This is a genomic window from Micromonospora sp. NPDC005206 (assembly GCF_040608175.1).
Lineage (GTDB): Bacteria > Actinomycetota > Actinomycetes > Mycobacteriales > Micromonosporaceae > Micromonospora.
Genome location: NZ_JBEXHU010000008.1, coordinates 111,587 through 133,392 on the forward strand (window position 1 = coordinate 111,587; position 21,806 = coordinate 133,392).

Annotated in this window: 22 protein-coding genes and 2 pseudogenes; 11 read left to right on the forward strand and 13 right to left on the reverse strand. The window is 73.0% G+C overall.

What is annotated here, in order from left to right:
- Nucleotides 1–142: 142 nt before the first annotated feature.
- The 10 genes and pseudogenes from ABZU69_RS13925 to ABZU69_RS13970 all read left to right on the forward strand — a co-directional run.
- Nucleotides 143–292 (forward strand): annotated as a pseudogene (locus ABZU69_RS13925) (helix-turn-helix transcriptional regulator); the annotation flags it as partial.
- Between the two features lie 15 nt (nucleotides 293–307).
- A pseudogene (locus ABZU69_RS13930) lies at nucleotides 308–475 on the forward strand (DUF397 domain-containing protein); the annotation flags it as partial.
- A 43-nt stretch (nucleotides 476–518) separates the two neighbouring features.
- Nucleotides 519–1,721 carry a methyltransferase domain-containing protein gene (locus tag ABZU69_RS13935; protein ID WP_354964728.1) on the forward strand — a complete coding sequence of 401 codons (1,203 nt, stop codon included), beginning with the start codon at nucleotides 519–521 and terminating at the stop codon, nucleotides 1,719–1,721.
- Between the two features lie 10 nt (nucleotides 1,722–1,731).
- Nucleotides 1,732–2,211, forward strand: coding sequence for a Cys-tRNA(Pro) deacylase (gene ybaK / locus ABZU69_RS13940; RefSeq protein ID WP_354964729.1), 480 nt, complete (start codon nucleotides 1,732–1,734; stop codon nucleotides 2,209–2,211).
- A 178-nt stretch (nucleotides 2,212–2,389) separates the two neighbouring features.
- Nucleotides 2,390–3,484, forward strand: coding sequence for a substrate-binding domain-containing protein (locus ABZU69_RS13945; RefSeq protein ID WP_354964730.1), 1,095 nt, complete (start codon nucleotides 2,390–2,392; stop codon nucleotides 3,482–3,484).
- Between the two features lie 115 nt (nucleotides 3,485–3,599).
- On the forward strand, nucleotides 3,600–4,424 hold the full coding sequence (locus tag ABZU69_RS13950; RefSeq protein ID WP_354964731.1) for an ATP-binding cassette domain-containing protein: 825 nt from the start codon (nucleotides 3,600–3,602) through the stop codon (nucleotides 4,422–4,424).
- Nucleotides 4,421–5,683 carry an ABC transporter permease gene (locus ABZU69_RS13955; RefSeq protein ID WP_354964732.1) on the forward strand — a complete coding sequence of 421 codons (1,263 nt, stop codon included), beginning with the start codon at nucleotides 4,421–4,423 and terminating at the stop codon, nucleotides 5,681–5,683. The genes ABZU69_RS13950 and ABZU69_RS13955 overlap by 4 nt, the downstream gene beginning before the upstream one ends.
- Nucleotides 5,684–5,703: 20 nt before the next feature.
- Entirely contained in the window at nucleotides 5,704–6,885 is a 1,182-nt protein-coding gene (locus ABZU69_RS13960; protein ID WP_354964733.1) for an ROK family protein, read from the forward strand.
- A gap of 19 nt (nucleotides 6,886–6,904) precedes the next feature.
- A complete protein-coding gene (locus tag ABZU69_RS13965; RefSeq protein ID WP_354964734.1) occupies nucleotides 6,905–7,204 on the forward strand; it encodes a DUF1707 domain-containing protein in 300 nt (99 codons plus the stop codon).
- A 122-nt stretch (nucleotides 7,205–7,326) separates the two neighbouring features.
- Nucleotides 7,327–8,067 (forward strand): DUF4142 domain-containing protein, encoded by a 741-nt coding sequence (locus ABZU69_RS13970; RefSeq protein WP_354964735.1) that lies wholly within the window; start codon nucleotides 7,327–7,329, stop codon nucleotides 8,065–8,067.
- On the opposite strand, the gene ABZU69_RS13975 is transcribed toward ABZU69_RS13970, so the two are convergent.
- The 7 genes from ABZU69_RS13975 to tsaB all read right to left on the reverse strand — a co-directional run bounded on the left by ABZU69_RS13975 (nucleotide 7,982) and on the right by tsaB (nucleotide 15,271).
- Nucleotides 7,982–9,079 carry an IS481 family transposase gene (locus ABZU69_RS13975; RefSeq protein ID WP_354964883.1) on the reverse strand — a complete coding sequence of 366 codons (1,098 nt, stop codon included), beginning with the start codon at nucleotides 9,077–9,079 and terminating at the stop codon, nucleotides 7,982–7,984. The genes ABZU69_RS13970 and ABZU69_RS13975 overlap by 86 nt on opposite strands.
- Before the next feature lie 124 nt (nucleotides 9,080–9,203).
- Entirely contained in the window at nucleotides 9,204–11,009 is a 1,806-nt protein-coding gene (locus ABZU69_RS13980; protein ID WP_354964736.1) for an ABC transporter ATP-binding protein, read from the reverse strand.
- Entirely contained in the window at nucleotides 11,009–12,709 is a 1,701-nt protein-coding gene (locus ABZU69_RS13985; protein WP_354964737.1) for an ABC transporter ATP-binding protein, read from the reverse strand. The genes ABZU69_RS13980 and ABZU69_RS13985 overlap by 1 nt, the downstream gene beginning before the upstream one ends.
- A gap of 100 nt (nucleotides 12,710–12,809) precedes the next feature.
- Nucleotides 12,810–13,064, reverse strand: a complete 255-nt coding sequence (locus ABZU69_RS13990; protein WP_053660576.1) for a hypothetical protein — start codon at nucleotides 13,062–13,064, stop codon at nucleotides 12,810–12,812.
- A gap of 14 nt (nucleotides 13,065–13,078) precedes the next feature.
- Complete coding sequence (gene tsaD / locus ABZU69_RS13995) at nucleotides 13,079–14,125, reverse strand: tRNA (adenosine(37)-N6)-threonylcarbamoyltransferase complex transferase subunit TsaD (protein ID WP_354964738.1); 1,047 nt, start codon at nucleotides 14,123–14,125, stop codon at nucleotides 13,079–13,081.
- Nucleotides 14,118–14,591 carry a ribosomal protein S18-alanine N-acetyltransferase gene (gene rimI, locus ABZU69_RS14000; RefSeq protein WP_354964884.1) on the reverse strand — a complete coding sequence of 158 codons (474 nt, stop codon included), beginning with the start codon at nucleotides 14,589–14,591 and terminating at the stop codon, nucleotides 14,118–14,120. The genes tsaD and rimI overlap by 8 nt, the downstream gene beginning before the upstream one ends.
- Before the next feature lie 2 nt (nucleotides 14,592–14,593).
- Nucleotides 14,594–15,271, reverse strand: a complete 678-nt coding sequence (gene tsaB, locus ABZU69_RS14005; protein WP_354964739.1) for a tRNA (adenosine(37)-N6)-threonylcarbamoyltransferase complex dimerization subunit type 1 TsaB — start codon at nucleotides 15,269–15,271, stop codon at nucleotides 14,594–14,596.
- 265 nt (nucleotides 15,272–15,536) lie between these two features.
- Between tsaB and ABZU69_RS14010 the strand changes: the two genes are divergently transcribed.
- Nucleotides 15,537–16,241, forward strand: a complete 705-nt coding sequence (locus ABZU69_RS14010) for a helix-turn-helix transcriptional regulator (protein WP_354964740.1) — start codon at nucleotides 15,537–15,539, stop codon at nucleotides 16,239–16,241.
- 27 nt (nucleotides 16,242–16,268) lie between these two features.
- Here ABZU69_RS14010 and ung read toward each other — a convergent pair whose 3' ends face one another.
- The 6 genes from ung to ABZU69_RS14040 form a co-directional block, all read right to left on the reverse strand.
- The gene (ung, locus tag ABZU69_RS14015; RefSeq protein WP_354964741.1) at nucleotides 16,269–16,970 is read right to left on the reverse strand and encodes a uracil-DNA glycosylase; all 702 of its coding nucleotides are present in this window, start codon (nucleotides 16,968–16,970) and stop codon (nucleotides 16,269–16,271) included.
- Nucleotides 16,971–17,039: 69 nt separating this feature from the next.
- Entirely contained in the window at nucleotides 17,040–17,522 is a 483-nt protein-coding gene (gene tsaE, locus ABZU69_RS14020; protein WP_354964742.1) for a tRNA (adenosine(37)-N6)-threonylcarbamoyltransferase complex ATPase subunit type 1 TsaE, read from the reverse strand.
- Nucleotides 17,519–18,625 (reverse strand): alpha/beta hydrolase, encoded by a 1,107-nt coding sequence (locus ABZU69_RS14025; protein ID WP_354964743.1) that lies wholly within the window; start codon nucleotides 18,623–18,625, stop codon nucleotides 17,519–17,521. Before ABZU69_RS14025 ends, tsaE begins: the two co-directional genes overlap by 4 nt.
- Nucleotides 18,622–19,740: an alanine racemase gene (gene alr, locus ABZU69_RS14030; protein ID WP_354964744.1), complete on the reverse strand. Its 1,119-nt coding sequence runs from the start codon at nucleotides 19,738–19,740 to the stop codon at nucleotides 18,622–18,624. The genes ABZU69_RS14025 and alr overlap by 4 nt, the downstream gene beginning before the upstream one ends.
- 89 nt (nucleotides 19,741–19,829) lie before the next feature.
- Nucleotides 19,830–21,299: an NAD(P)H-hydrate dehydratase gene (locus tag ABZU69_RS14035; RefSeq protein WP_354964745.1), complete on the reverse strand. Its 1,470-nt coding sequence runs from the start codon at nucleotides 21,297–21,299 to the stop codon at nucleotides 19,830–19,832.
- 52 nt (nucleotides 21,300–21,351) lie between these two features.
- Nucleotides 21,352–21,720, reverse strand: coding sequence for a holo-ACP synthase (locus ABZU69_RS14040; protein ID WP_354964746.1), 369 nt, complete (start codon nucleotides 21,718–21,720; stop codon nucleotides 21,352–21,354).
- Nucleotides 21,721–21,806 lie beyond the last annotated feature (86 nt).

Sequence of the window (21,806 nt, forward strand, 5' to 3'; positions counted from 1 at the left end):
AGGAGAGTGCCAACGCACCGTTCGCCGTGTCGCCACAGATCCGCCCAGTCGTTACCGCAACACGCCGGGAACACCTCGCCACAGAGTGGCCATCTCCCTACCGTCGGTTGCCTCCACCAGAAGCCGCGGAAAGGGGAGCCGAGTGTCCCGGATACCGACACTGACGTTCCTGCACGAACAGCTACGCCGCGCACGCCAGGCGCGCGGGCTCAGCCAGGAGGAGCTGGGCAAACTGATCAACTATTCATCGTCGTACGTGAGTGCGGTCGAGACCGGGCAGAGCCCGGTCAAGCCGGACTACGTCACCTGGCGCAAGTCCTCCCGCAGCAACAGCAACGGCGGCGCCTGTGTCGAGGTCGCCGACAACCTGCCCGGCGTGGTCGCCGTGCGCGACAGCAAGGACCCGGCCGGGCCGGCGCTCACCTTCCCCCCGGCGAGCTGGCGGGCCTTCGTCGCCGCCACGCCCACCGACTGACACCACTGTCCGGCCAGTCCGGTCGGCCCGGGACAATGCTCGGGTGGATCTCGACCAGTTGGCGGCGCTGCGTACCCCCGAGGGGTCGGCCGCGCTCGCGGCGGCGGCCGGGCTGGCCGGCGGTGACCCGCTGGTCGCGGCGTCGGCCCTGCGCGCGACCGGTGTGCCGCCGGCACTGGCCTCGGCGGCACTGACCCAGGCCGAGCTGCGCCATCGGGCGGTCGGCAAGTTCGGCCCGGCCGCCGCCGGGATGTTCCTCACCCGCGCCGGGCTGGAGCAGGCCACCCGCCGGGTGGTCGCCGACCGCCGGGCCGCCCGGCTGCGCGCGGCCGGCGTGCGTACCCTGGCCGACCTCGGCTGCGGGCTCGGTGCCGACGCGCTCGCCGCGGCCCGCGCCGGCATCCGGGTGTACGGGGTGGAGGCCGATCCGGTGACCGCCGCGATGGCCGCCGCCAACGCCGCGGCGCACGGGCTGGCCGAGCTGTTCACGGTCGAGTGCGGCGACGCCACCACGTTCGACGTCTCCCGGGTCGACGGGGTCTTCTGCGACCCGGCCCGTCGCCGGGCCGGCACCGGGCGGCGGATCTTCGACCCGCGCGCCTACTCGCCGCCGTGGGACTTCGTCACCGGGCTCGCCGAGCGGGTGCCACGCACCGTCGTCAAGGTGGCGCCGGGCCTGGATCACGCGCTCATCCCGGCGGGCGCGGAGGCCGAGTGGGTCGGCGTGGACGGCGACCTGGTCGAGGCCGCGCTCTGGTGCGGCGAGCTGGCGGAGGTGCCCCGCCGCGCCACGCTCTACCGGCAGGGAGCGGACGGCGACGAGACCCGCCGCCACGAGCTCACCGGCTCGGGCGCCGCCGAGGCTCCGGTCGGCCCGACGCGCCGCTACCTGTACGACCCGGACGCCGCGGTGGTCCGCGCGCACCTCGTCGCCGAGCTGGCCGGCGAGCTGGACGCCACCCTCGGCGACCCGAGCATCGCCTACCTCTACGCCGATCACCCGACCCGCACCCCGTACGCGCGCTGCCTGGAGGTGACCGACGTGCTGCCGTTCTCGCTCAAGCGCCTGCGGGCCCTGCTGCGGGACCGCCGGGTCGGGCGGGTGGAGATCCTCAAGCGGGGTTCCGCGCTCACTCCGGAGCAGCTCCGGCGGGACCTGCGGTTGACCGGTGACGCGGCGGCGAGCCTGGTGCTCACCCGGGTCGCCGGGGCACCGACCGTTCTGATCTGTCAGCCGGTCGACTAGGTTCGCTGACGTGGCGGGACAGGGCACTCCGGCAACGGCACTGCTGGTCAAGCGCGGGATCGCGCATCGCACCCACCCGTACCGGGTGTCGCCGGACGCGCCGAACTACGGCGCGCTGGTGGCGGCGGCGCTCGGCGTACCCCCGGAGCGGGTGTTCAAGTCGCTGGTGACCGAGGTCGACGGCGCGCTCACCGTCGCGGTCGTACCGGTCACCGGCGAGCTGGACCTCAAGGCGCTGGCGGCGGCGGTCGGCGGCAAGCGGGCGACGCTGGCCGAGCGGGCGGTCGCCGAGCGGGCGACCGGCTACGTGCGGGGCGGGATCAGCCCGCTCGGGCAGCGCCGGCGACTGCCGACCGTGCTGGACGACTCCGCGCTGGGCCTGCCGACGATCTATGTCTCCGCTGGCCGGCGCGGTCTGCAACTCGAACTGGCCGCGACGGATCTGGTGGCGTTGACCGAGGCGCGCACGGCGGCTTTGCAGGCCCGCTGACGGCTGCCGTCCATGGTCATTTCCCCTGGATGATCAGGGAGTGACAGTCGCGTTGCTGAATTGTTATCGCTCCCAACAAACTTGACGCTCCGCCGGTCTTGTGAACCGTGCGCGGGGCGCAATACGTTGCCGGGCACAACAAAAGAACACCTTCCCCCACCCCGAAAGGACCCTGCACATGCGTAAGGGGCTCCTCACCATCGCCGCCGTGGGCCTGCTCACGACCGGCAGCATGACCGCCTGTGGCGGCGACTCCGGCGACGACCAGGCCAGCTCCGCCAAGACCCCCAAGATCGGCGTCATCCTTCCGGACAGCAAGTCCTCCGCCCGCTGGGAGAGCGCGGACCGTCGGTTCCTGGAAGAGGCGTTCAAGGCCGCCGGCGTCCAGTACGACATCCAGAACGCCCAGAACGACAAGACCGCCTTCCAGACCATCGCCGACCAGATGATCACCAGCGGCGTCACCGCCCTGATGATCGTCAACCTGGACTCCGGCACCGGCAAGGCCGTGCTCGACAAGGCCAAGTCGCAGGGCGTCGCCACCATCGACTACGACCGGCTGACCCTGGGCGGCTCGGCCCAGTACTACGTCAGCTTCGACAACGAGACCGTCGGCAAGCTCCAGGGCGAAGGTCTGGTCAAGTGCCTGACCGACCAGAGCGCCAAGAACCCGGTCGTGGCGTACCTCAACGGCTCCCCCACCGACAACAACGCCACCCTGTTCAAGAACGGCTACGACTCGGTGCTCAAGCCGAAGTTCGACGCCAAGGAATACACCAAGGGCCCGGAGGACGCCGTACCGGCCTGGGACAACGCGCAGGCCGCCACGATCTTCGAGCAGCAGCTCACCAAGGCCAACGGCAAGATCGACGGCGTGCTGGCCGCCAACGACGGTCTCGGCAACGCGGCCATCTCCGTGCTGAAGAAGAACAAGCTCAACGGCAAGGTGCCGGTGACCGGGCAGGACGCCACCCCGGAGGGCCTGCAGAACATCCTCGCCGGCGACCAGTGCATGACTGTCTACAAGGCGGTCCGGGAAGAGGCCAAGGCCGCCTCCGACCTGGCCGTCGCGCTCGCCAAGGGTGAGAAGAAGGAGACCGGCCAGACGGTGAAGGACCCGGAGGGCGGCCGGGACGTCCCCTCGGTGCTGCTCACCCCCAAGGCCATCTACAAGGAGAACGTCAAGGACGTCATCGCCGACGGCTACGTGACCAAGGAAGAGGTCTGCTCCGGGACGTACGCCAAGCTCTGCGCCGACGCCGGCATCAGCTGACCGACTCCGCAGTACCCGCCGGGACGACCATCGCCGCCCGGCACGGGAGCACCCCTCCCGTGCCGGGCGGCGCCCGCCGGACGGGCCCCGACCTCCCTTGAGAAGGAGACCCCCCGTGTCCGCGACCCCCCTGCTGGAAGTACGCGGGATCGACAAGAGCTTCGGTCCCGTCCAGGTGCTCCGCGACGTCGCCCTCACCGTCCACCCGGGCGAGGTGACCGCACTGGTCGGCGACAACGGCGCTGGCAAGTCGACCCTGGTGAAGTGCATCAGCGGCATCCACCCCACCGACGCCGGCGAGTTCCTGTTCAACGGCGAACCGGTGCACATCGGCAACCCGCGCGACGCCGCCGCGCTCGGCATCGAGGTCGTCTACCAGGACCTGGCGCTCTGCGACAACCTCGACATCGTGCAGAACATGTTCCTCGGCCGGGAGAAGCGCAGCGGCATCGTGCTGGACGAACCGACAATGGAACAACTCGCCGCCGAGACGCTGGCCGGGCTCTCCATCCGCACCGTCACCTCGCTCCGCCAACACGTCTCCAGCCTCTCCGGCGGTCAGCGCCAGACCGTGGCCATCGCCAAGGCGGTGCTGTGGAACAGCAGGCTGGTCATCCTCGACGAGCCGACCGCGGCGCTGGGTGTGGCACAGACCGCCCAGGTGCTCGAACTGGTCCGCCGTCTCGCCGACAACGGCCTGGCCGTGGTGCTCATCTCGCACAACATGAACGACGTCTTCGCCGTCTCCGACCGGGTCGCCGCGCTGTACCTCGGCCAGATGGTCGCCCAGGTGAAGACCACCGACATCACCCACGCCCAGGTGGTCGAACTGATCACGGCCGGGCGCTCGGGCGGGCTCGGCCTCGCCACCGACGCGGGCACAGGCGGCAACGGCAACGGCGCACAGCCGGCCGACTCGAACTCAGGAGGCGACCGATGACCACCACCGCCGTGCGGAAGGGCGGCCCCGCGGCCGCCACACCGGCGCCGACCGTCGGGGGCCACGTCCGCAACTACTGGAGCCGGGTACGCGGTGGCGACGTCGGCGCGCTACCGGCCGTGCTGGGCCTGATCGTGCTCTGCACCGTCTTCGCGGTCATGCGGCCGTCGTCGTTCCTGTCGGCCGGCAACTTCGCCAACCTCTTCACCCAGGGCGCGGCGGTCACGCTGATCGCGATGGGTCTGGTCTTCGTGCTGCTGCTCGGCGAGATCGACCTCTCCGCCGGCTTCGCCAGCGGGGTCTGCGCGGCGGTGCTGGCCAATGTGGTCACCGTGCTCGGTTACCCCTGGTGGGTGGCCGTGCTCGCCGCAGTCGCCACCGGTCTGGTCATCGGCACCGGTCTCGGTCTGCTCGTCGCGAAGATCGGAATTCCGTCCTTCGTGGTCACCCTCGCCGGCTTCCTCGCCTTCCAGGGCATCGTCCTGCTGCTCGTGAAGGAGGGAACCAACATCTCCGTCCGGGACGAGGTGCTGGTCGCCATCGCCAACCGCAACCTCAGCCCCGTCCTGGGCTGGGTGCTGGCCGCCCTCGCGGTCGCCGGGTACGGGACGGTGCAGCTGCTGCGGCACCGCAACCGGGTGGCCCGCGGTCTGATCACCGACCCGATCGCGGTGGTGGCGCTCCGGATCGGCGGGCTGGCCGTCATCCTCGGCACGGCGGTGTACGTCCTCAACCTGGAGCGCAGCCGCAACGTACTGATCGTCTCGCTCAAGGGTGTGCCGATCGTGGTGCCGGTCATCGCGGTGCTGCTGATCGTCTGGACCTTCGTGCTCCAACGCACCAGCTACGGCCGGCACATCTACGCCGTGGGCGGCAACCGGGAAGCGGCCCGCCGGGCCGGCATCAACGTCGACCGGATCCGGATCTCGGTGTTCGTGATCTGCTCGTCCATGGCCGCCGTCGGTGGCATCGTGGCGGCCAGCCGGGCCAACTCGGTCGACCCGAACACGGGGGGCAGTAACGTACTGCTCTACGCGGTCGGCGCGGCGGTGATCGGCGGCACGAGCCTCTTCGGCGGCAAGGGCCGCGTCCTCGACGCCGTGCTCGGCGGCGCGGTGGTCGCGGTCATCGAAAACGGAATGGGCCTGATGGGGTACAGCGCGGGAGTCAAGTACGTGGTCACCGGCGTCGTGCTGCTGCTCGCCGCGAGTGTCGACGCCGTCTCCCGCCGCCGCGCGGCGGCCACCGGCACCCGCTGACCGCGGGAGGTAGCACCGCGATGCGCCCGGCACCAAGCCAGGACGAGGTCCGACGGCAGAACCTCGGAGCTCTGCTGCGGCACGTGCACGTCCACGGGGCGACCACACGTGCCGAACTCACCACCACGCTGGGCCTGAACCGCAGCACCATCGGCGCACTCACCGCCGACCTGGCCGGAGTCGGGCTGGTCAGCGAGGAAGCACCGAGGGAGACCGGCCGGGCCGGACGACCGTCGCTGGTCGTCCGGCCCGAGTCGGACCGGGTGTTCGCGTACGCGTACTCCGTTGAGGTGGATCGGCTGCGCGCCGCCCGGATCGGCCTCGGCGGCGCGGTGCTGGACCAACGGGAGCTGGACCGACCGCGCGGCCTGCTCGCCGCGGAGGCGGCGCCGCTGCTGGCCGGCGCGGTCAAGGAGATGCAGCAGGGCGTACCGCCCGACGCGATCTGCGTGGGCGCCGGCGTCGCGGTCTGCGGCATGGTCCGCCGCGACGACGGCCTGGTCCGACTCGGCCCGACCACCGGCTGGGTGGACGAGCCGATCGGCGCGGCGCTCGGCGCCGAACTGGGCATCGACGTGCCCATCACGGTGGGCAACGTGGCCGACGTGGCCGCGTTCGCCGAGCACGCGCGAGGTGTCGCCGCCGGCTGCGACAACGTCATCTACCTGTACGGCGACGTCGGCGTGGGCGCCGGCATCATCGCCGGCGGGCGTCGGCTGACCGGGCACGGCGGGTACGGCGGCGAGGTCGGCCACATGAAGGTGGTCCGCGACGGCATGCCCTGCGAGTGCGGTTCCCGGGGCTGCTGGGAGACCGAGATCGGCGAGCACGGCCTGCTCCGTGCCGCCGGGCGCTCCGACGCCCGGGGCCGGGACGCGCTGCTGGCGGTCTTCGACGCCGCTGACCGGGGCGACGCCCGGGCTCAGACGGCGGTCCGCCAGGCCGGTGACTGGCTCGGTTTCGGGGTGGCCAACCTGGTGAACGTCTTCAACCCCGAGATGGTCATCTTCGGCGGCACCATGCGCGACCTCTACCTCGCCGCGGCAGCCCAGGTCCGCAGCCGGCTCAACTCCAACGCGCTCGGCGCCTGCCTGGAGCACGTCCGGCTGCGCACCCCCAAACTGGGCAAGGACGCGCCCCTGATCGGCGCCGCCGAGCTGGCCTTCGAACGGCTGCTCGCCGACCCCCTCGATGTGGGCTGATCCGCGTACCCTGTCCGGCGTGGATGTCGAGCTGCGCGCCTCCGACGACGACCGCAACCGGGTGGTCGCCGAGCTGCACCGGCACACCACGGCGGGCCGGCTCACCCTGGACGAGTTCTCCGACCGGGTGGGCGCGGTGTGGAGCGCCCGCACCCTCGGTGACCTGGCCGCACTGACCCGCGACCTGCCGGCCCTGGCCGCCGACGCCTCGGCCGGCGGCGACCCCACCGGGCACGGCCGCCGGGAGCTGCTGGTGCTCTTCGCCGTCGCCGCGCTCACCCTGCTGCTGCTCGGCGGCTTCCTCGCCGTCACCCGCTGACCCGCTGCCCCAACCGGTGAACTGATCGGGCGGTCAGTCCGTACCAGTGGACGGACGGGCAGTCGGCACGCGACTGCCCGGTCCAGACGCGTTTCGGTCCGGACCGAGGAGGCACCGCAGACATGGCACCGCTCAGATCCGCCCGTCGCCGGCCGGGCAACCGGACCCACCGGGCGGCGATGCTGCTCATCGCCGTCATCGCGGGGGTCGGTGTCCTGCCCGGCGTGGCCGTCGCCGCACCCGCCGGCGGGCAGCAGCTCAACGCCGCCGACATGACGCTGCTCAACGGGGTGCGGCTGGCCGGGCTGTGGGAGATGCCGGCCGGTCAGATGGCCGCCGAGAAGGGGCAGTCGGCCAAGGTCCGGGAAATCGGCGCGGGCATCGCCAACGAGCACCAGAAGCTCGACCAGCTCGTCGTGGACGCCGCCAACAAGCTGGGCGCGAGCATCCCGTCCGAGCCGACCGCCGAGCAGAAGGGCTGGCTGTCGGAGATGCAGAAGGCCTCCGGCGCCCGGTTCGACCAGATCTTCGTCACCCGGCTCCGGGTGGCCCACGGCAAGATCTTCCCGGTGATCGGCGCGGTGCGGGCGAGCACTCGGGACGCCACCGTCCGCAAGCTCTGCGACGACGCCAACAGCTTCGTGCTGCACCACATGCAGATGTTGGAGAGCACCAATCTGGTCCGCTGGCCGGAGCTGCCGCCGGCGGCTCTGCCCGCCCCCGGCAACGACGGGCTGCTGGCGGCCGCCGCCGCGAACACCGGCCCGCAGGTCGGTGTCAGCAGCACCGTCGTCTGGCTGGTCTTCCTCGCCGCGCTGGGCACCGGCGGGATCGCCACCTACCGGATGCTGCGCCGCAGCTGACCGTCGGTGCTGCACACCTGTGCTGTCCAGGGACGTTGGTCAACCTGGTGATGGGTGGTAGGCCGCCGGTGGCGGTGTGGGGTCGGTGGTGATTGTAGTGATGCAGGAAGGCCGGTAAGGCCTTCCTGCGGGCTTGTTCGCAGCTGTAGAAGCGGGCGATGGCCCAGCCGTCGGTCAGGGTCCGGTGGAACCGTTCGACCTTGCCGTTGGTCTGCGGCCGGTAGGGGCGGGTCTTCTTCGGCGTGATCCCGAGTTCGGCGCAGGCGTCGCGCCAGGCGAAGGACTTGTAGGCCGAGCCGTTGTCGGACAGGACGCGTTCGACGGTGACGCCGCGGGCGGCGAACCAGCCGACGGCGTTGCGTAGCACCTCGATAGCCGTGGCGGCTTTCTCATCGTCACGGATCTCGGCGTAGGCGACCCGGGAGTGATCATCGACGACGGTGTGCACGAACGCGGTGCCCATCTGCGGTTCGTAGACGCCGTTACGTGCCCCGGTCCGTCGTGCGGTGGCCTGACGGTTGCGCCCGCCTTGCTGGCGGCCGACGAAACGCCAGCCGCCGCCGTCAGGGATGTTGCCGTACTTGGTGACATCCACATGCAGCATCGCTCCCGGATGCGGGTGCTCGTAGCGGCGGATCGGCTCCCCGGTGACCCGGTCGATGTGGGACAGCCGCTGCAGTCGACACCGGGTCAGCACCGCGTGCACGGTCGAGGCCGGCATGCCCAGACGCCCGCCGATCTGCACGGGTCCCAGGCGTTGCTTCCACCGCAGGTGCACAATCTTGCGCACCACCGGCCCCGTTGTCTTCGCGGGACTGCGGTGCGGCCGCGACGAAGGGTCCTGCATGCCCTCGACGCCCTGCTGCCGGTATCGCTGCGCCCACCGGTCCGCGGTGCGCCAGGACACCTCGTAACGACGCGCTGCCGCAGCGACCGGCCAGCCCTCATCCACGATCAGACGCGCCAAGCGCAGACGTGCGCGAGGAGTCAAGGCAGCGTTAGCGTGGGACACGAAGGCCTCCTGGTTGGCGGAGCGGTTCCTCGACAGCTCCACTCCACAACCGGAGGCCTTCACCTACCTACGACATCAGATCGTGTCGTCACACAACCTCGACCAACCTCCCTGGACAGCACACCTAGCTCGTGGCGGGTCGGTCGTCGGGCGCGTCGCTGTGGTGCCAGGAGCGCCACAGCGCCGCGTACGAACCACCGGCCGCCACCAGCTCGTCGTGCGGGCCCAGCTCGGTGATCCGGCCGTCCTCCACCACCGCCACCCGGTCGGCGTCGTGCGCCGAGAAGAGCCGGTGCGCGATGGCGATCACGGTACGGCCGGCGAGCACGGCGGCCAGGGAGCGTTCCAACTCCCGGGCGGCACGCGGGTCGATCAGCGAGGTCGCCTCGTCCAGCACCAGGGTGTGTGGGTCGGCCAGCACCAGCCGGGCCAGCGCCACCTGCTGCGACTGCGCCGGGGAGAGCGGGTGGCCACCGGCGCCGACCACGGTGTCCAGCCCGTCGGGAAGCGCGTCGGCCCAGTCCAGGGCGGCGACCGCGGCGAGCGCCGCCCGCACCTGCGCCGGGTCGGCGCCGGGCCGGACCATGGCCACGTTCTCCCGCAGCGAGCCGATGAAGACGTGGTGCTCCTGGGTGACCAACGCGACGTGCGAGCGCAGCTCGTCCAGCGGCAACTCGTCCAGCCGCCGGCCGTCCACGGTCACCGAGCCGCTGCGCGGGGCGTGCACCCCGGCCAGCAGGCGACCCAGGGTGGACTTGCCGGCGCCGGACGGCCCCACCATGGCCAGCTTCTCCCCCGGCCTCGGGATCAGGGTCACCCCGTGCAGCACGTCCCGCCCGGTCCGGTACGCGTACCGGACGTCGCGAGCGGCGAGCTGCTCGACGCCGCCGTCGACGGACGCGGCGGGGGACGGCGCGGTGCCGGCGGGTCGCGCGTCGGCGGCGGGGCTGTCGCCGGTGCGGGCCACCCCCAGCAGCCGGGCCATCGACGCGCCGCCGACCTGGAGCTCGTCCAGCCAGGACAGCAGCCGGTCGACCGGGTCCACCAGCTGCTGCACGTAGAGGGTGGCCGCGGTGACCTGACCGAGGCTGACCCAGCCCCGCAGGTAGAACCAGCCGCCGATCAGCAGCGTGGCGACCACCGGCACCACGTACCCGATCTCGGCCACCGGGAAGAAGACGGTCCGCAGGTTGAGGGTGTACCGCTCCGCCGCGTACGACCGGCGGACGTCCACGTCGGTGCGGGCCCGGCGGCGCGCCTGCTGCCGCAACGCCTCGGTGGTCCGCGAACCCTCGACGGTCTCGCTGATGCCGTCGGTGATGTCCGAGTAGGCGGCGTTCTCCCGCAGGTAGCCGGCGGGTGCGCGGCGCAGGTACCAGCGGGTGCCGGCCCAGAGCAGCGGCACCGCCAGCAGGCAGGGCAGCGCGAGCAGCGGGCCGATCAACAGCAGCGCGCCGATCACGAACCCGGTGGTGACCACCGCGATCAGAGTCTCGGGCACCGCCAGGCGGACGGTCCGCGACAGCGCGGAGACGTCCCGGGAGGTACGGGTGAGCAGATCGCCGGTGCCGGCCCGCTCGACGGTGGCCAGTGGCAGGTCGAGGATCCGGTCCACGAACTCCTCACGCAGCTCGGCGAGGACCCTCTCACCGAGTCGGGCCGAGGCCAGGTGGGCGAACCGGACCAGCACCGACTGGGCCAGCACGAAACCGCCGATGAGCAGCGCGGCCCGGTCCACGGTGGACTGACCGACACCTCGGGCGATGCCCTCCACGATGTCGCCGAGCAGCCGCGGCGCGGCCAGCCCGGCGGCTGCGGCCAGCGCGTGCAGGCCGAGCGCGGCGGCCAGCGCGCGCGGGTGCCGGCGGACCAGCGTGCGCGCGTACCGGCGGACCTGCCGCGCGTCGGCGACCGGCAGTGCGGTGGCCATCAGTCCTCCTCCCGGCTGACCGTCGCCCGGTAGCGCGGCTCGCCGTCCAGCAGCTCGGCGTGCGTCCCCTCGGCCACCACCTTGCCGTCCTCCACGAAGATCACCCGGTCGGCTCGGCTGAGCACCAGCGGGCTGGTGGTGCAGACCAGGGTGGTCCGGCCGGCGCGCGCGTCACCCAACCGCTGCGCGATGCGCGCCTCGGTGTGCGCGTCGACCGCGCTGGTCGGCTCGACCAGCAGCAACGTCTCCGGGTCGGCGACCAGCGCGCGGGCCAACCGCAGCCGCTGCCGCTGCCCCCCGGAGAACTCCCGGCCACGCTCGGCCACCGCACTGTCCAGCCCGTCGGGCAGCGCCTCGACGATGTCCGTGGCGCTCGCCGCCACCAGCGCCGCGGCGAGTGCCGCGTCGTCGCCCCGGTCGTGCGGGTCCAGCTCCGTGCGGAGCCGGCCGGTGAACAGATGTGCGTCGTTGTCGGCCACCAGGATCCGCGCGCGCACCGTCGCCAGTGCCAGCGACCGCAGCGGTACGCCGTGCAGCGTGGCGTCCGAATCGGTGTACCGGCCGAGCCGGTCCACGATCGTGGCCGCGTCCTCGGGGGCGGTGGCGGCCAGCGCGGTGAACCGGCCGGGGAGCAGCACCACCCCCGAGTCGGGGTCGGCCAGCTCACCCGGCCCGTCCGGCAGCGCCACCGGCTGCGCCGGATCGACCAGCTCCGGGGTGAGTTGCAGCAGCCGGACCACCCGGCGGGCCGACACGTGCCCACGGGTCAGCTTGTCGACCGCCTCGGTGAGGTTGCGCAGCGGGCTGACCAGGAACGCGGTGTAGCCGTAGAAGGCGACCAGCTGCCCGGCGCTGATCTGGTCACGCAGCGCGAACCGGGCGCCCAGCCAGGTCACCAGCACCAGGAAGGCACCGGGCAGCAGCACCTGCGCCGCCTCCAGCAGCGACTCCACCCGCGCCACCCGCAGGCCACGCGTACGCAGCTCCTGCGACCGGGTCCGGTAGCGGGCGGAGAGCACCGGCTCGCCCCCGACGCCGCGCAGCACCCGCAGCCCGGACACGATGTCGCCGGCCCGGGTGGTCAGCGCTCCCTCCGCGTCCCGGTACGCCTGCTGCTGGCGGTGCAGCGGCCGGATGAGCAGCGCCACCACGGCCATCAGCAACGGCACGCCGAGCACCACGACCAGCCCGAGCGGCATCGAGGCGTTCAGCAGGATCACCGCGACGGTGGCGATCGCGACCAGCGAACCGGCGCCCCGGGCGGTGATGTCGATGGCGTGCCCGATCTGGCCGATGTCGGCCGTGCCGATGCTCACCACCTCGCCGGCGGCCACCCGGCGGGGCAGCGCGGCTCCGAGCCGGTTCGCCGCCTCGACCGTCAACTGCACCGTGCGGTATGCCCCGGCCAGCCAGTTGTGCACGGCGCAGCGGTGCCGCAGGATCCCTGCTGCCGCCTGGAGCACGCCCAGCCCGAGCAGCACCAGACCCCAGGTGAGCAGGGCGTCCTCGTCGCGGCGTGCCAACCCGTCGACGGCCCGGCCGACGGCGGCCGGCATCAGCGCCTGCGCCACCATCCACACCACACCGAGCGCGATGCCGGCGGTGAACAGCCGCTTGTGCCGTCCGGCCAACCAGATCAGGTAGCGGGTCGCCGACCGGGCATCGGGTACGCCGGGTTCGCCGGCCGGTGAGAAGCGCATAGCGGCTCGACGCTAGGCGGCGACACTGGCCCGGGCGAATCAATTACCGCCCGAAGGCGCCGAAGGTGCCGCAGCTCACGGCGCGGGCGGGGTCGACGGGTCAGCGGTCGACCTGGGTGAAGTCCCAGGAGTGCGGGGCGCGGGCCACCAGCAGAGCCGGCGGATCCGGTAACGGGCGCGGGTTGCTGCGCCACTTGGAGATGACCACCACCCGGTGGTCGGTGGAGGAGAAGACCTCGCTGGACACGTGCAGCGGGTCGTGCTCCAACTCGGGCAGGGCGGTGTCGCACACCCAGGTGATCAGGTCGGCGACGCCGTACGCCTCGGCGCGCGCCTCCCACATCCGCACGATCATGTCCGTCGCCTCCGTCACACGCTGACCGTGGTCAACGGCAGCGCCGAGTCGGCCGGCAGGTCCAGCCGGCTGGGCGCCACCCCGGCGGCGACCAGGTGCGACCCGAGCGCGGCAACCATCGCCCCGTTGTCGGTGCACAGCTTCGGCCGGGGCACCCGGACCCGGATGCCGTACTTTTCGGCCCGCTGCTCGGCCAGAGCTCGCAGCCGCGAGTTCGCCGCCACGCCCCCGCCGATCACCAGGGTCTCGATTCCGTTCGCCCGGCAGGCGGCGAGCGCCTTGGTGGTCAGCACGTCACACACGGCCTCCTGGAAGGACGCGGCGACATCGGCCACCGGCACGGGCTCGCCGGCGCGCTGCCGCGCCTCGACCCAGCGGGCCACCGCCGTCTTCAGTCCGGAGAACGAGAAGTCGTACCGGTGCGCGGCTAGGTCCTTGGCGGCGGTCAGGCCGCGCGGGAAGGCGATCGCGGCCGCGTCGCCGGCCCGGGCCTCGCGGTCGATGGGCGGTCCACCCGGGAACGGCAGCCCGAGCAGCCGGGCGACCTTGTCGAACGCCTCGCCGGCCGCGTCGTCGATGGTGGCGCCGAGCGGGGTGACGCCCCGGGCCAGGTCGTCGACCAGCAGGAGGGACGAGTGCCCGCCGGACACCAGCAGCGCGATGGCGGGTTCGGGGAGCGGACCGTGCTCCAGGGTGTCCACGGCGACGTGCGCCGCCAGGTGGTTGACGCCGTACACCGGCTTCTCCGCGGCGACCGCGTATCCCTTGGCGGCGGCGACGCCGACGAGCAGCGCGCCGGCCAGCCCGGGGCCGGAGGTGACCGCGATGGCGTCGATGTCGGCCAGGGTGACGCCGGCATCGGCCAGCGCCCGGTCCATGGTCGGCACGATGGCCTCGAGGTGGGCCCGGCTGGCCACCTCGGGCACCACGCCCCCGAACCGGGCGTGCTCCTCGACGCTGGAGGCGAGCGCGTCGGCCAGCAGTGTGTGCCCTCGCACGATGCCGACGCCGGTCTCGTCGCAGGAGGTCTCGATGCCCAGGATCAGCGGTTCGTCAGCCATGGTCGTGTGGTCCGTCCCCGGTCGACTCGGCGACGCGCTGCATGACCAGCGCGTCGGTGTTGCTCGGTTGGTAGTAGCCGCGCCGCACCCCGATCGGCTCGAACCCGTACATCGCGTAGAGCCGCTGGGCCGGAGCGTTGTCGATGGCGACCTCCAGCAGGGTGCTGCGGGCGCCGACCCGGGCCGCCTCGGCGAGCAGTTCCTCCAGCAGGGCACGGCCGACGCCGCGCCGCTGCGCGTCGCGGCGGACCGCGATGTTCTGCACCCACACCTCGTCCGGCGGAGCCCCGGCGAGGCCGGCGTAGCCCAACACCGTGCCGTCGTCGTCGACGGAGACCCGGTAGTGGTGCCCGTTCGCCAGCTCGTTCCAGAACATCGCCGGCGACCACTGCTCGGCACCGAAGAGGTCCGCCTCGATCGGCAGCACCTGGTCGATGTGCCACCAGCGGAACCGGTCCAGCCGCACACTCACGGGAGGACCGGTTTGCGCGCGGTCGCCACCACGGCGTCCGGACGGCGCAGGTAGAGCGGGGTGAGCCGCTCACCGGGTGCGCCGGCCCGGATCCGCTCGGCGGCGAGCAGCGCCAGCACGGTGGCGTCCGGGTAGCGCGGCTCGACCCGGACCGGAAGGCTCAGAGTCTCGGCGTACCGGTGTGCACCGTCACCGACCGCGACCGTCGCTCCCAGTTCCCGGGCGCGGGCGGCGGCCACCGCGGGCGTGGAAACCTCGGGTCCGACGATCCGCTGGCCGGCGCCGTCGTAGACGGCCCAGTAGAGCTCCTTGCGCCGAGCGTCGCTGGCGGCCAGCACCGGCTCGCCGGCTGCCGCCGGGTAGCCGATGCCGTCCAGCGAGCAGACGCCGTACGTCGGGATGTTGAGCGCCTGGCCCATGGTGGCGGCGGTGACCAGACCCACCCGCAGTCCGGTGAACGGCCCCGGCCCGAGCCCCGCGACGATGGCGCCCAGGTCCCGCGGGCGCGCGTCGGCGTCGGCGAGGACCGCGTCGACCTGAGGGGCCAGCAGTTCACCGTGCGCGCGGGCGTCGACCGTGCATCGGTGCGCCCGGGACGCCACACCGTCCGCCGAGACCTCCACCAGCGCTGCGGTCACCGCGGGGGTCGAGCTGTCCACCACGAGTACGAGCACGGTTAGCCAGCCTAGCCGCCCCAGCCCGGCCCACCACCCGGTGGCCCCGGCGAAGGCGCGGGGCTTGGGTCAGGGGGCCGGTCACCCCCCTGAGCGTGATACCTCTCAGGCATATTTATGCCTCACAGGTATCAGGCTCATCAGAGCGAGGCCCGCCGCCCCGAGGCACGTCGTCCTCCTGGGGTCGGCTCCCCACCGGAGCCCCGTGAGTCGACAAGTTGCCTCACCGGTATCGCCGCCGCTTCCCCTGATCCACGATGCCGGGATGTCCTCCACTCGCCTCGTCCCCCTCCTCGGCGCCGTCGTGCGACGGCAACGGCACCTGTGCGAGCTGAGCCAGCGGGAGCTGGCGGACCTGGCCGAGGTCAGCCAGGCAGCCGTCGCCCGGATCGAGTGCGGCGATCGGGCGCCCAGCATCCCGGTGCTGGAGCGACTGCTCGCGGCCATGGACGTGCAGTTGGTTGTCGGGGTCGAACCGCTGGACGCGCACCTCGACGCCCGGATCGACGACCTGGCCGCCCGCCCGATCGCCGAGCGGATCGACGAGCTGGGCCTGCACCGGATGCTGGACCGGCTCACCGACTTCCCACAGGTGATCACCGGAAGCACGGCGGCCCTGCTGCAGGGCGCTCCGGTGCCGGTCGAGGCGCTGGAGATCGCCGTGCGTTGGCAGGACTCGAAACTGTTCACCCGCTGGCTGGAGGCGGCCTACGGCCAGCGGTGGAACGCCCGCTGGGGTGAGTTCGGCGGGGTGTGGTTGGAGCCCGAGGAGCAGGGCGAGCACCTCTGGACGACCCGGTACGGCGAGATCAGGGCCACGATGTGTGACGAACTGCCCGAAACGATCGAGGTACGCCACGGCGGCCGGAGTTACCGGGTCGTGCCGCTGGTAGAGCTGGAGCTGACCGAGCCGCGGGCCGGCGACCTGCTGCGCCGCTACCGGGCCCGGCAGGTCGCCAGCGGGAAGTGACGGTCCCGACCCGTCGGCGGGACCGCGTCAGCCGGCGGTGCGGTCCCAGTCGATGGTGGGCAGGCCGGCGTCGGCCAGCGCCTTGTTGGCCGCGCTGAACGGCCGGCTGCCGAGGAAGCCGCGCGGGTTCATCGGGCTGGGGTGACCGGCCTCCAGCACCACGTGCTGCGGGTTGGTGACCAGCGCGGCCTTCTTGCGGGCATACCCGCCCCAGAGCAGGAAGACCACCCGGTCGGGTGACGCGTCCAACGCTCGAATCGTGGCGTCGGTGAACTCTTCCCAACCGGAGCTGGCGTGCGAGCCCGGAGTGGCCTGACGGACCGTCAGCACCGCGTTGAGCAGCAGCACGCCCTGCGCGGCCCAGCCGTCGAGGTTGCCGCTACGCGGCTTGGGCACGCCCAGGTCCTCGCCCAGCTCCTTGAAGACGTTGCGCAGCGACGGCGGCACCGTCACCCCGTCCCGGACGCTGAAGCTCAACCCGTGCGCCTGCCCGGCCCGGTGGTACGGGTCCTGCCCGAGGATCAGCACCCGGGTGCCCTGCGGCGGGCAGAGCCGGTATGCGGAGAACAGGTCCGCCAACGGCGGGAAGACGGTGTGCGTCGCGTACTCCCGGGCGACGAACTCGGCCAGCGCGGCGGCGCGGGCCGGATCCAGGTGGGGGGTGAGCACGGCACGCCACTGCTCCGGCAGCAGGGCCAGCAGATCCAGGGCGGGGGCGTCGTCGGGCATCGGGAACCTCTCACAGCGCGGGTCGGTCCCCCGCACTCTAGGCATCGGGTACGACAGCGGCCCGGCGGCCTAACCCAGGTCGGCGAGCCGCCGGGACCAGTCGCCACCGACCGGGTCCAGCTCGACGATCCGGGTGTCGTCGTCGCGGCGGTCGATGCGGACCCGCAGGTGCGCGTCCACCAACTGCTCCACCAGCCCCTCGCCCCACTCCACCACGGTCACCGACTCATCGACCGATGCGTCCAGGTCCAGGTCGTCGATCTCGGCGCGCGGGTCCGTGGCGTCACCCAGCCGGTACGCGTCGGCGTGCACCAGGGCCACCCGGCCACCCCGTGCCGGATCGGGCCGGTGCACCCGGGCGATCACGAACGTCGGCGAGGTGACGTCTCCGAGCACCCCGAGCCCGGCGCCGACGCCCTGGGTGAGGGCGGTCTTGCCGGCGCCCAGCGGCCCGGTCAACAGCACCAGGTCACCGGCGCGCAGCAGCCCGGCCAACCGGCGGCCGAACTCCCGGGTGTCCTCGACGGTCGGGAGCTTGACGACGTGACTCACCGTTCCTCCACGCTCTCCAGTGACTCGAGGAACCCCGCCAGCGCGGTGTTGACCTCGTCCGCGTGCTCCAGCATCACCACGTGCCCGCTGTCCTGGATCTTCACGAACTCGGCGTGCGGCAACCGCCGGACGATCTCCTCCGAGTGTGTCACCGGAGTGATCATGTCCTTGTCGCCGACCACCACCAGCACGGGGGTGTCGGCCAGCGCCGCGAGCGCCGGGAAGCGCGAGTGGGTCGCCAGGGTCCGCAGGTAGCGGGTCACCGTGTCGGCCGAAGTCCGGGAGTTCATCATCTCCACGTAGGACACCAGCGCCGGGCTGGGCTTGCGGGTGCCGAAGCCGTACTTGCGGGTCAGCAACCAGGCCACGTTCGAGGTCGACTTGCGGGCTTTGTCGATCACCGGCCCGCCGTACCGGGTGGCGTTGCTGACCATGAACAGCACCGGGCCGCCGACCCGGCCGAGCAGCGCCGGCGCGACCAGCTTGGTCTCCGCGATCAGCCCGCCCGAGGTGGCCATCAGCACCGTACCCACCACCCGGTCACCGAACAGCTCCGGGAACAACTCGGCGAACGCCATGATGGTCATGCCGCCCATCGAGTGACCGACCAGCACCAGGGGCCCCTCGGGCGCGGTCCGGTCGATCACTCGGCGCAGCGTCTGGCCGAGCGCGGCGAGGTCGTACTCGCCGCTCTCCAGCCGGCCGGACCGACCGTGACCGGGCTGGTCGTACGTCACGATCCGGTAGTCGCCGCGCGCGGCGAGCATCTGGCGCTGGAAGTGGAACGTGCCCATGTCCAGGCAGAAGCCGTGCACCAGCACCACCGTCGGGTGCCCGGGCACCGGCCGGGTCGGCTCGACCACCTCGACGTGGATGTCGGTGCCGTCCGGCAGCTCCAGCCGGAACGCGTCGTCGTACCGCTGCTCGCCGAACGTCTCGTGCGCGTAGCGGTCCGTCGGGTCGGCCTTGAGCCGGCGGACCAGCGTGCGCTCGGTCGCGACGCCGGCCGCCAGGCCGGCCGCGGCCACTCCGACCGCGGCGCCGACCAGCCCGGCGACCCGGCCGGCAGCGGTCCGCGGTCGTGGAATGCGGTACGGGCTCATGGCCGCTCACCGTCATAGACCCGGGGCACCCGGGTGCTGCCGAACCGGGTGACGATCTCGTAGTTGATCGTGCCGACGGCCTCGGCCCAGTCGTCGGCGGTCGGCTCGCCGTCGGCGCCGCTGCCGAACAGCGTGGCGATGTCGCCGTCGGCCACCGGGTCGTCGCCGCAGTCCAGCACGAACTGGTCCATGCAGACCCGCCCGGAGATGGTCCGCCGCGCGCCGGCGAGCTGCACCGGCCCACTGTTGGACGCGTGCCGGGGCACTCCGTCGGCGTACCCGAGCGGCACCACGGCCAGGTTCGCGTCGCTCGCCGTGGTGTAGGTGTGCCCGTAGGAGACGCCGGTGCCGGACGGCACCCGCTTGGTGAGCATCACGCGGGCCCGGGCGGTCATCGCGGGCCGCAGCCCGTACGTCTCGCCAGCCACCGGGGAGAGCCCGTAGACGGCCAGCCCCGGGCGGACCAGGTCGAAGTGGGTGTCCGGCCGGGTCAGGGTGGCCGCCGAGTTGGCCAGGTGCCGCCAGCGCGGGCGCAGCCCGGCCCGCTCCACCATCGCCAGCCCCTCGTGGAAGACGGCCAACTGCCGGTCCGTGGTCGGGTGGCCGGGCATGTCCGCGTACACGAAGTGGCTCCACACACCGACCACCTCGACCAGGCCGTCGGCCTGCGCCTTGGCGGCGGCGTCGAGCAGCGCCGGCCAGTCGGCGACGGTCGCCCCACCCCGGGACAACCCGGTGTCGATCTTCAGGTGCAGCCGGGCCGGGCGCTCGGCACGCCGACTCGCCTCGATCATCTCGTCCAGTTGCGCCAGGCTGGCCGCCGCCAGGTCCACCCCCGCGCTGACGCCCTCGTGCAGCGGCAGGCCGGGCGCGAGCAGCCAAGCCAGCACCGGCACGGCCACACCGGCCCGACGCAGGGTGAGCGCCTCGTCGAGGGTGCAGACACCGAGCCAGTCCGCACCGGCGTCGATCGCCGCCCGGGCGGCCGGGACCATGCCGTGGCCGTACCCGTCGGCCTTCACCACCGCCATCAGCTCGGCGTTGGTGCCGGACCGGAGTCGACTCACGTTCTCACGGATCGCGTCAAGATCGACGCGTACCTCGGCCTGCCACATGAGCCCAGCCTACTTTCCGCCGTGATCACCGCGGGCGGCGACGCACGTCCCGAGTCGTCGATCCGGTCATCCCGGCCGCAACGCCGCGATCAGCCCAGCCGGGCAACGACCGGACGCAGCGCGGTGGCCACGTCGGGCGCGGTCACCGGCCCGCCTCGGGCCGCCTCCCGGCCGGCCAGCCCGTGCAGGTACGCGGCCGAGGCCGCCGCCCGGTCCGCGGGCACACCGCCGGCCAGCAGCGAGCCGAGCAGCCCGGCCAGCACGTCGCCGGTGCCGCCGGTGGCCAGAACCGGGGTGCCGGTGGGGTTGACGTACGCCCGACCGTCCGGCGTGCCGATCACCGTGCGGTCCCCCTTGAGCAGCACCACCGCGTTCATCCAGGCGGACAGCCGCAGCGCCGCGGCGACCCGGTCCGCGCCGGGCTCCTCCCCGCAGAGCCGGGCGAACTCCCGGTCGTGCGGGGTGATCACGATCGGGGCGTCCCGGCCGCGCAGCCGGTCGGCGAGCGAACCGTCGACCAGCAGGGTCAGCGCGTCGGCGTCGAGCACCACGGGCACCGGCGCGGCCAGCACGGCGCGCAGCTCGGCCGCCGCGTCCTCCCCCGTGCCCAGCCCGGAGCCGCAGACCCAGGCCTGCACCCGGCCCGCGTCGGCGACCCGGCCGGTGGCGATCACCGAGGGATGCTGGTGCAGCACCTCGGCCCGGGCGCCGCCGGCGTAGCGGACCATGCCGGTAGGCCCGGCCAGTGCCCCGCCGACGGAGAGCACCGCTGCCCCCGGGTACGTCTCCGAGCCGGTCGCCAGGCCGACCACGCCCCGGCTGTACTTCTCCGATGCCGGGCCCAGCCTCGGCCACCAGTCGACCAGGTCGGACCACTCGGTGACCCGCAGCGCCGGGGTGCCCCGCAGCCACGGCCGCAGCCCGATGTCGACCAGTTCCACCTGACCGGCCAGCGGGGCTGCCGGCCCGACCACCAGGGCGGGCTTCAGCGCGCCGAAGGTGACCGTCACGTCGGCGCGGACCGCGGTGGGCCGGCCGGACGCGGACAACGGCACGTGCCCGGTGTCCACCGCCACTCCGCTCGGCACGTCCACCGCCAGCACCGTGGCCCGGCCGCCGTCCCGCCCGCGCAGCTCACCGAGACCCTGGACCACCTCGTCCGCGTTCGTCCGCAGCCCGCCGGTGCCACCGATGCCGACGATGCCGTCCAGCACCAGGTCGACCGGGCCGGTCGGGTGGTCCACCAACCGGCCGCCCGCGGCCCGCAGCGCGGCCAGCCCAGCGGCGTGCGCCCGCCCGGGAGTGAGCAGTAGGGCGGACACGGTGACGCCCCGACGGGCCAGCCGCTCCCCGGCGTACAGGGCGTCGCCACCGTTGTCGCCGGAGCCGACCAGCAGCAGCACCTGCCCGCCGTACACCCCGCCCCGCTCCGCGAGCAGCAGCGCGGCCCGACGGGCCAGACCGGCGGCGGCCCGCTGCATCAGCGTGCCCTCGGGCAGCGTGCCCATCAGCCCCGCCTCGGCCGCCCGTACGTCGGCCACCCGCCACACCGATCTCATGCCACCGCCCCATTCCGCTTGCGGGCGGCCGGAACGGCCCACCCGGCCGACGTCACCGTTCCGCGACCACCATCGCCGACGCGATCCCGCCGTCGTGCGACAGCGAGAGATGCCAGCGGTCGACCCCGCGCTCCACGGCCGCCGCCGCCACCGTGCCGGAGACCGTCAGCCAGGGACGGCCGTCCGGGTCGGACACGATCTCGCAGTCGTGCCAGCTCAGATTGGCCGGCGCGCCGAGCGCCTTGGCGACGGCCTCCTTGGCGGCGAAGCGGGCGGCGAGCGACTCCGGCGAGCGTGGATTGCCGGAGCGCGTGTACCGCTCGGCCTCGGTGAAGAGCCGGTCGGCGAGCAGCGGCGTCCGCGCCAGGGACCGGGCGAACCGGTCGACCAGGACGACGTCGATGCCGACCGCGACGATCACCAACCCACCCTACCGGCGTCGGAGGCCGCAGATTAGCCGTCGGCCAGGCGGTGGGCAACGCCTGTGGACAGGTCGGGGTACGGCCG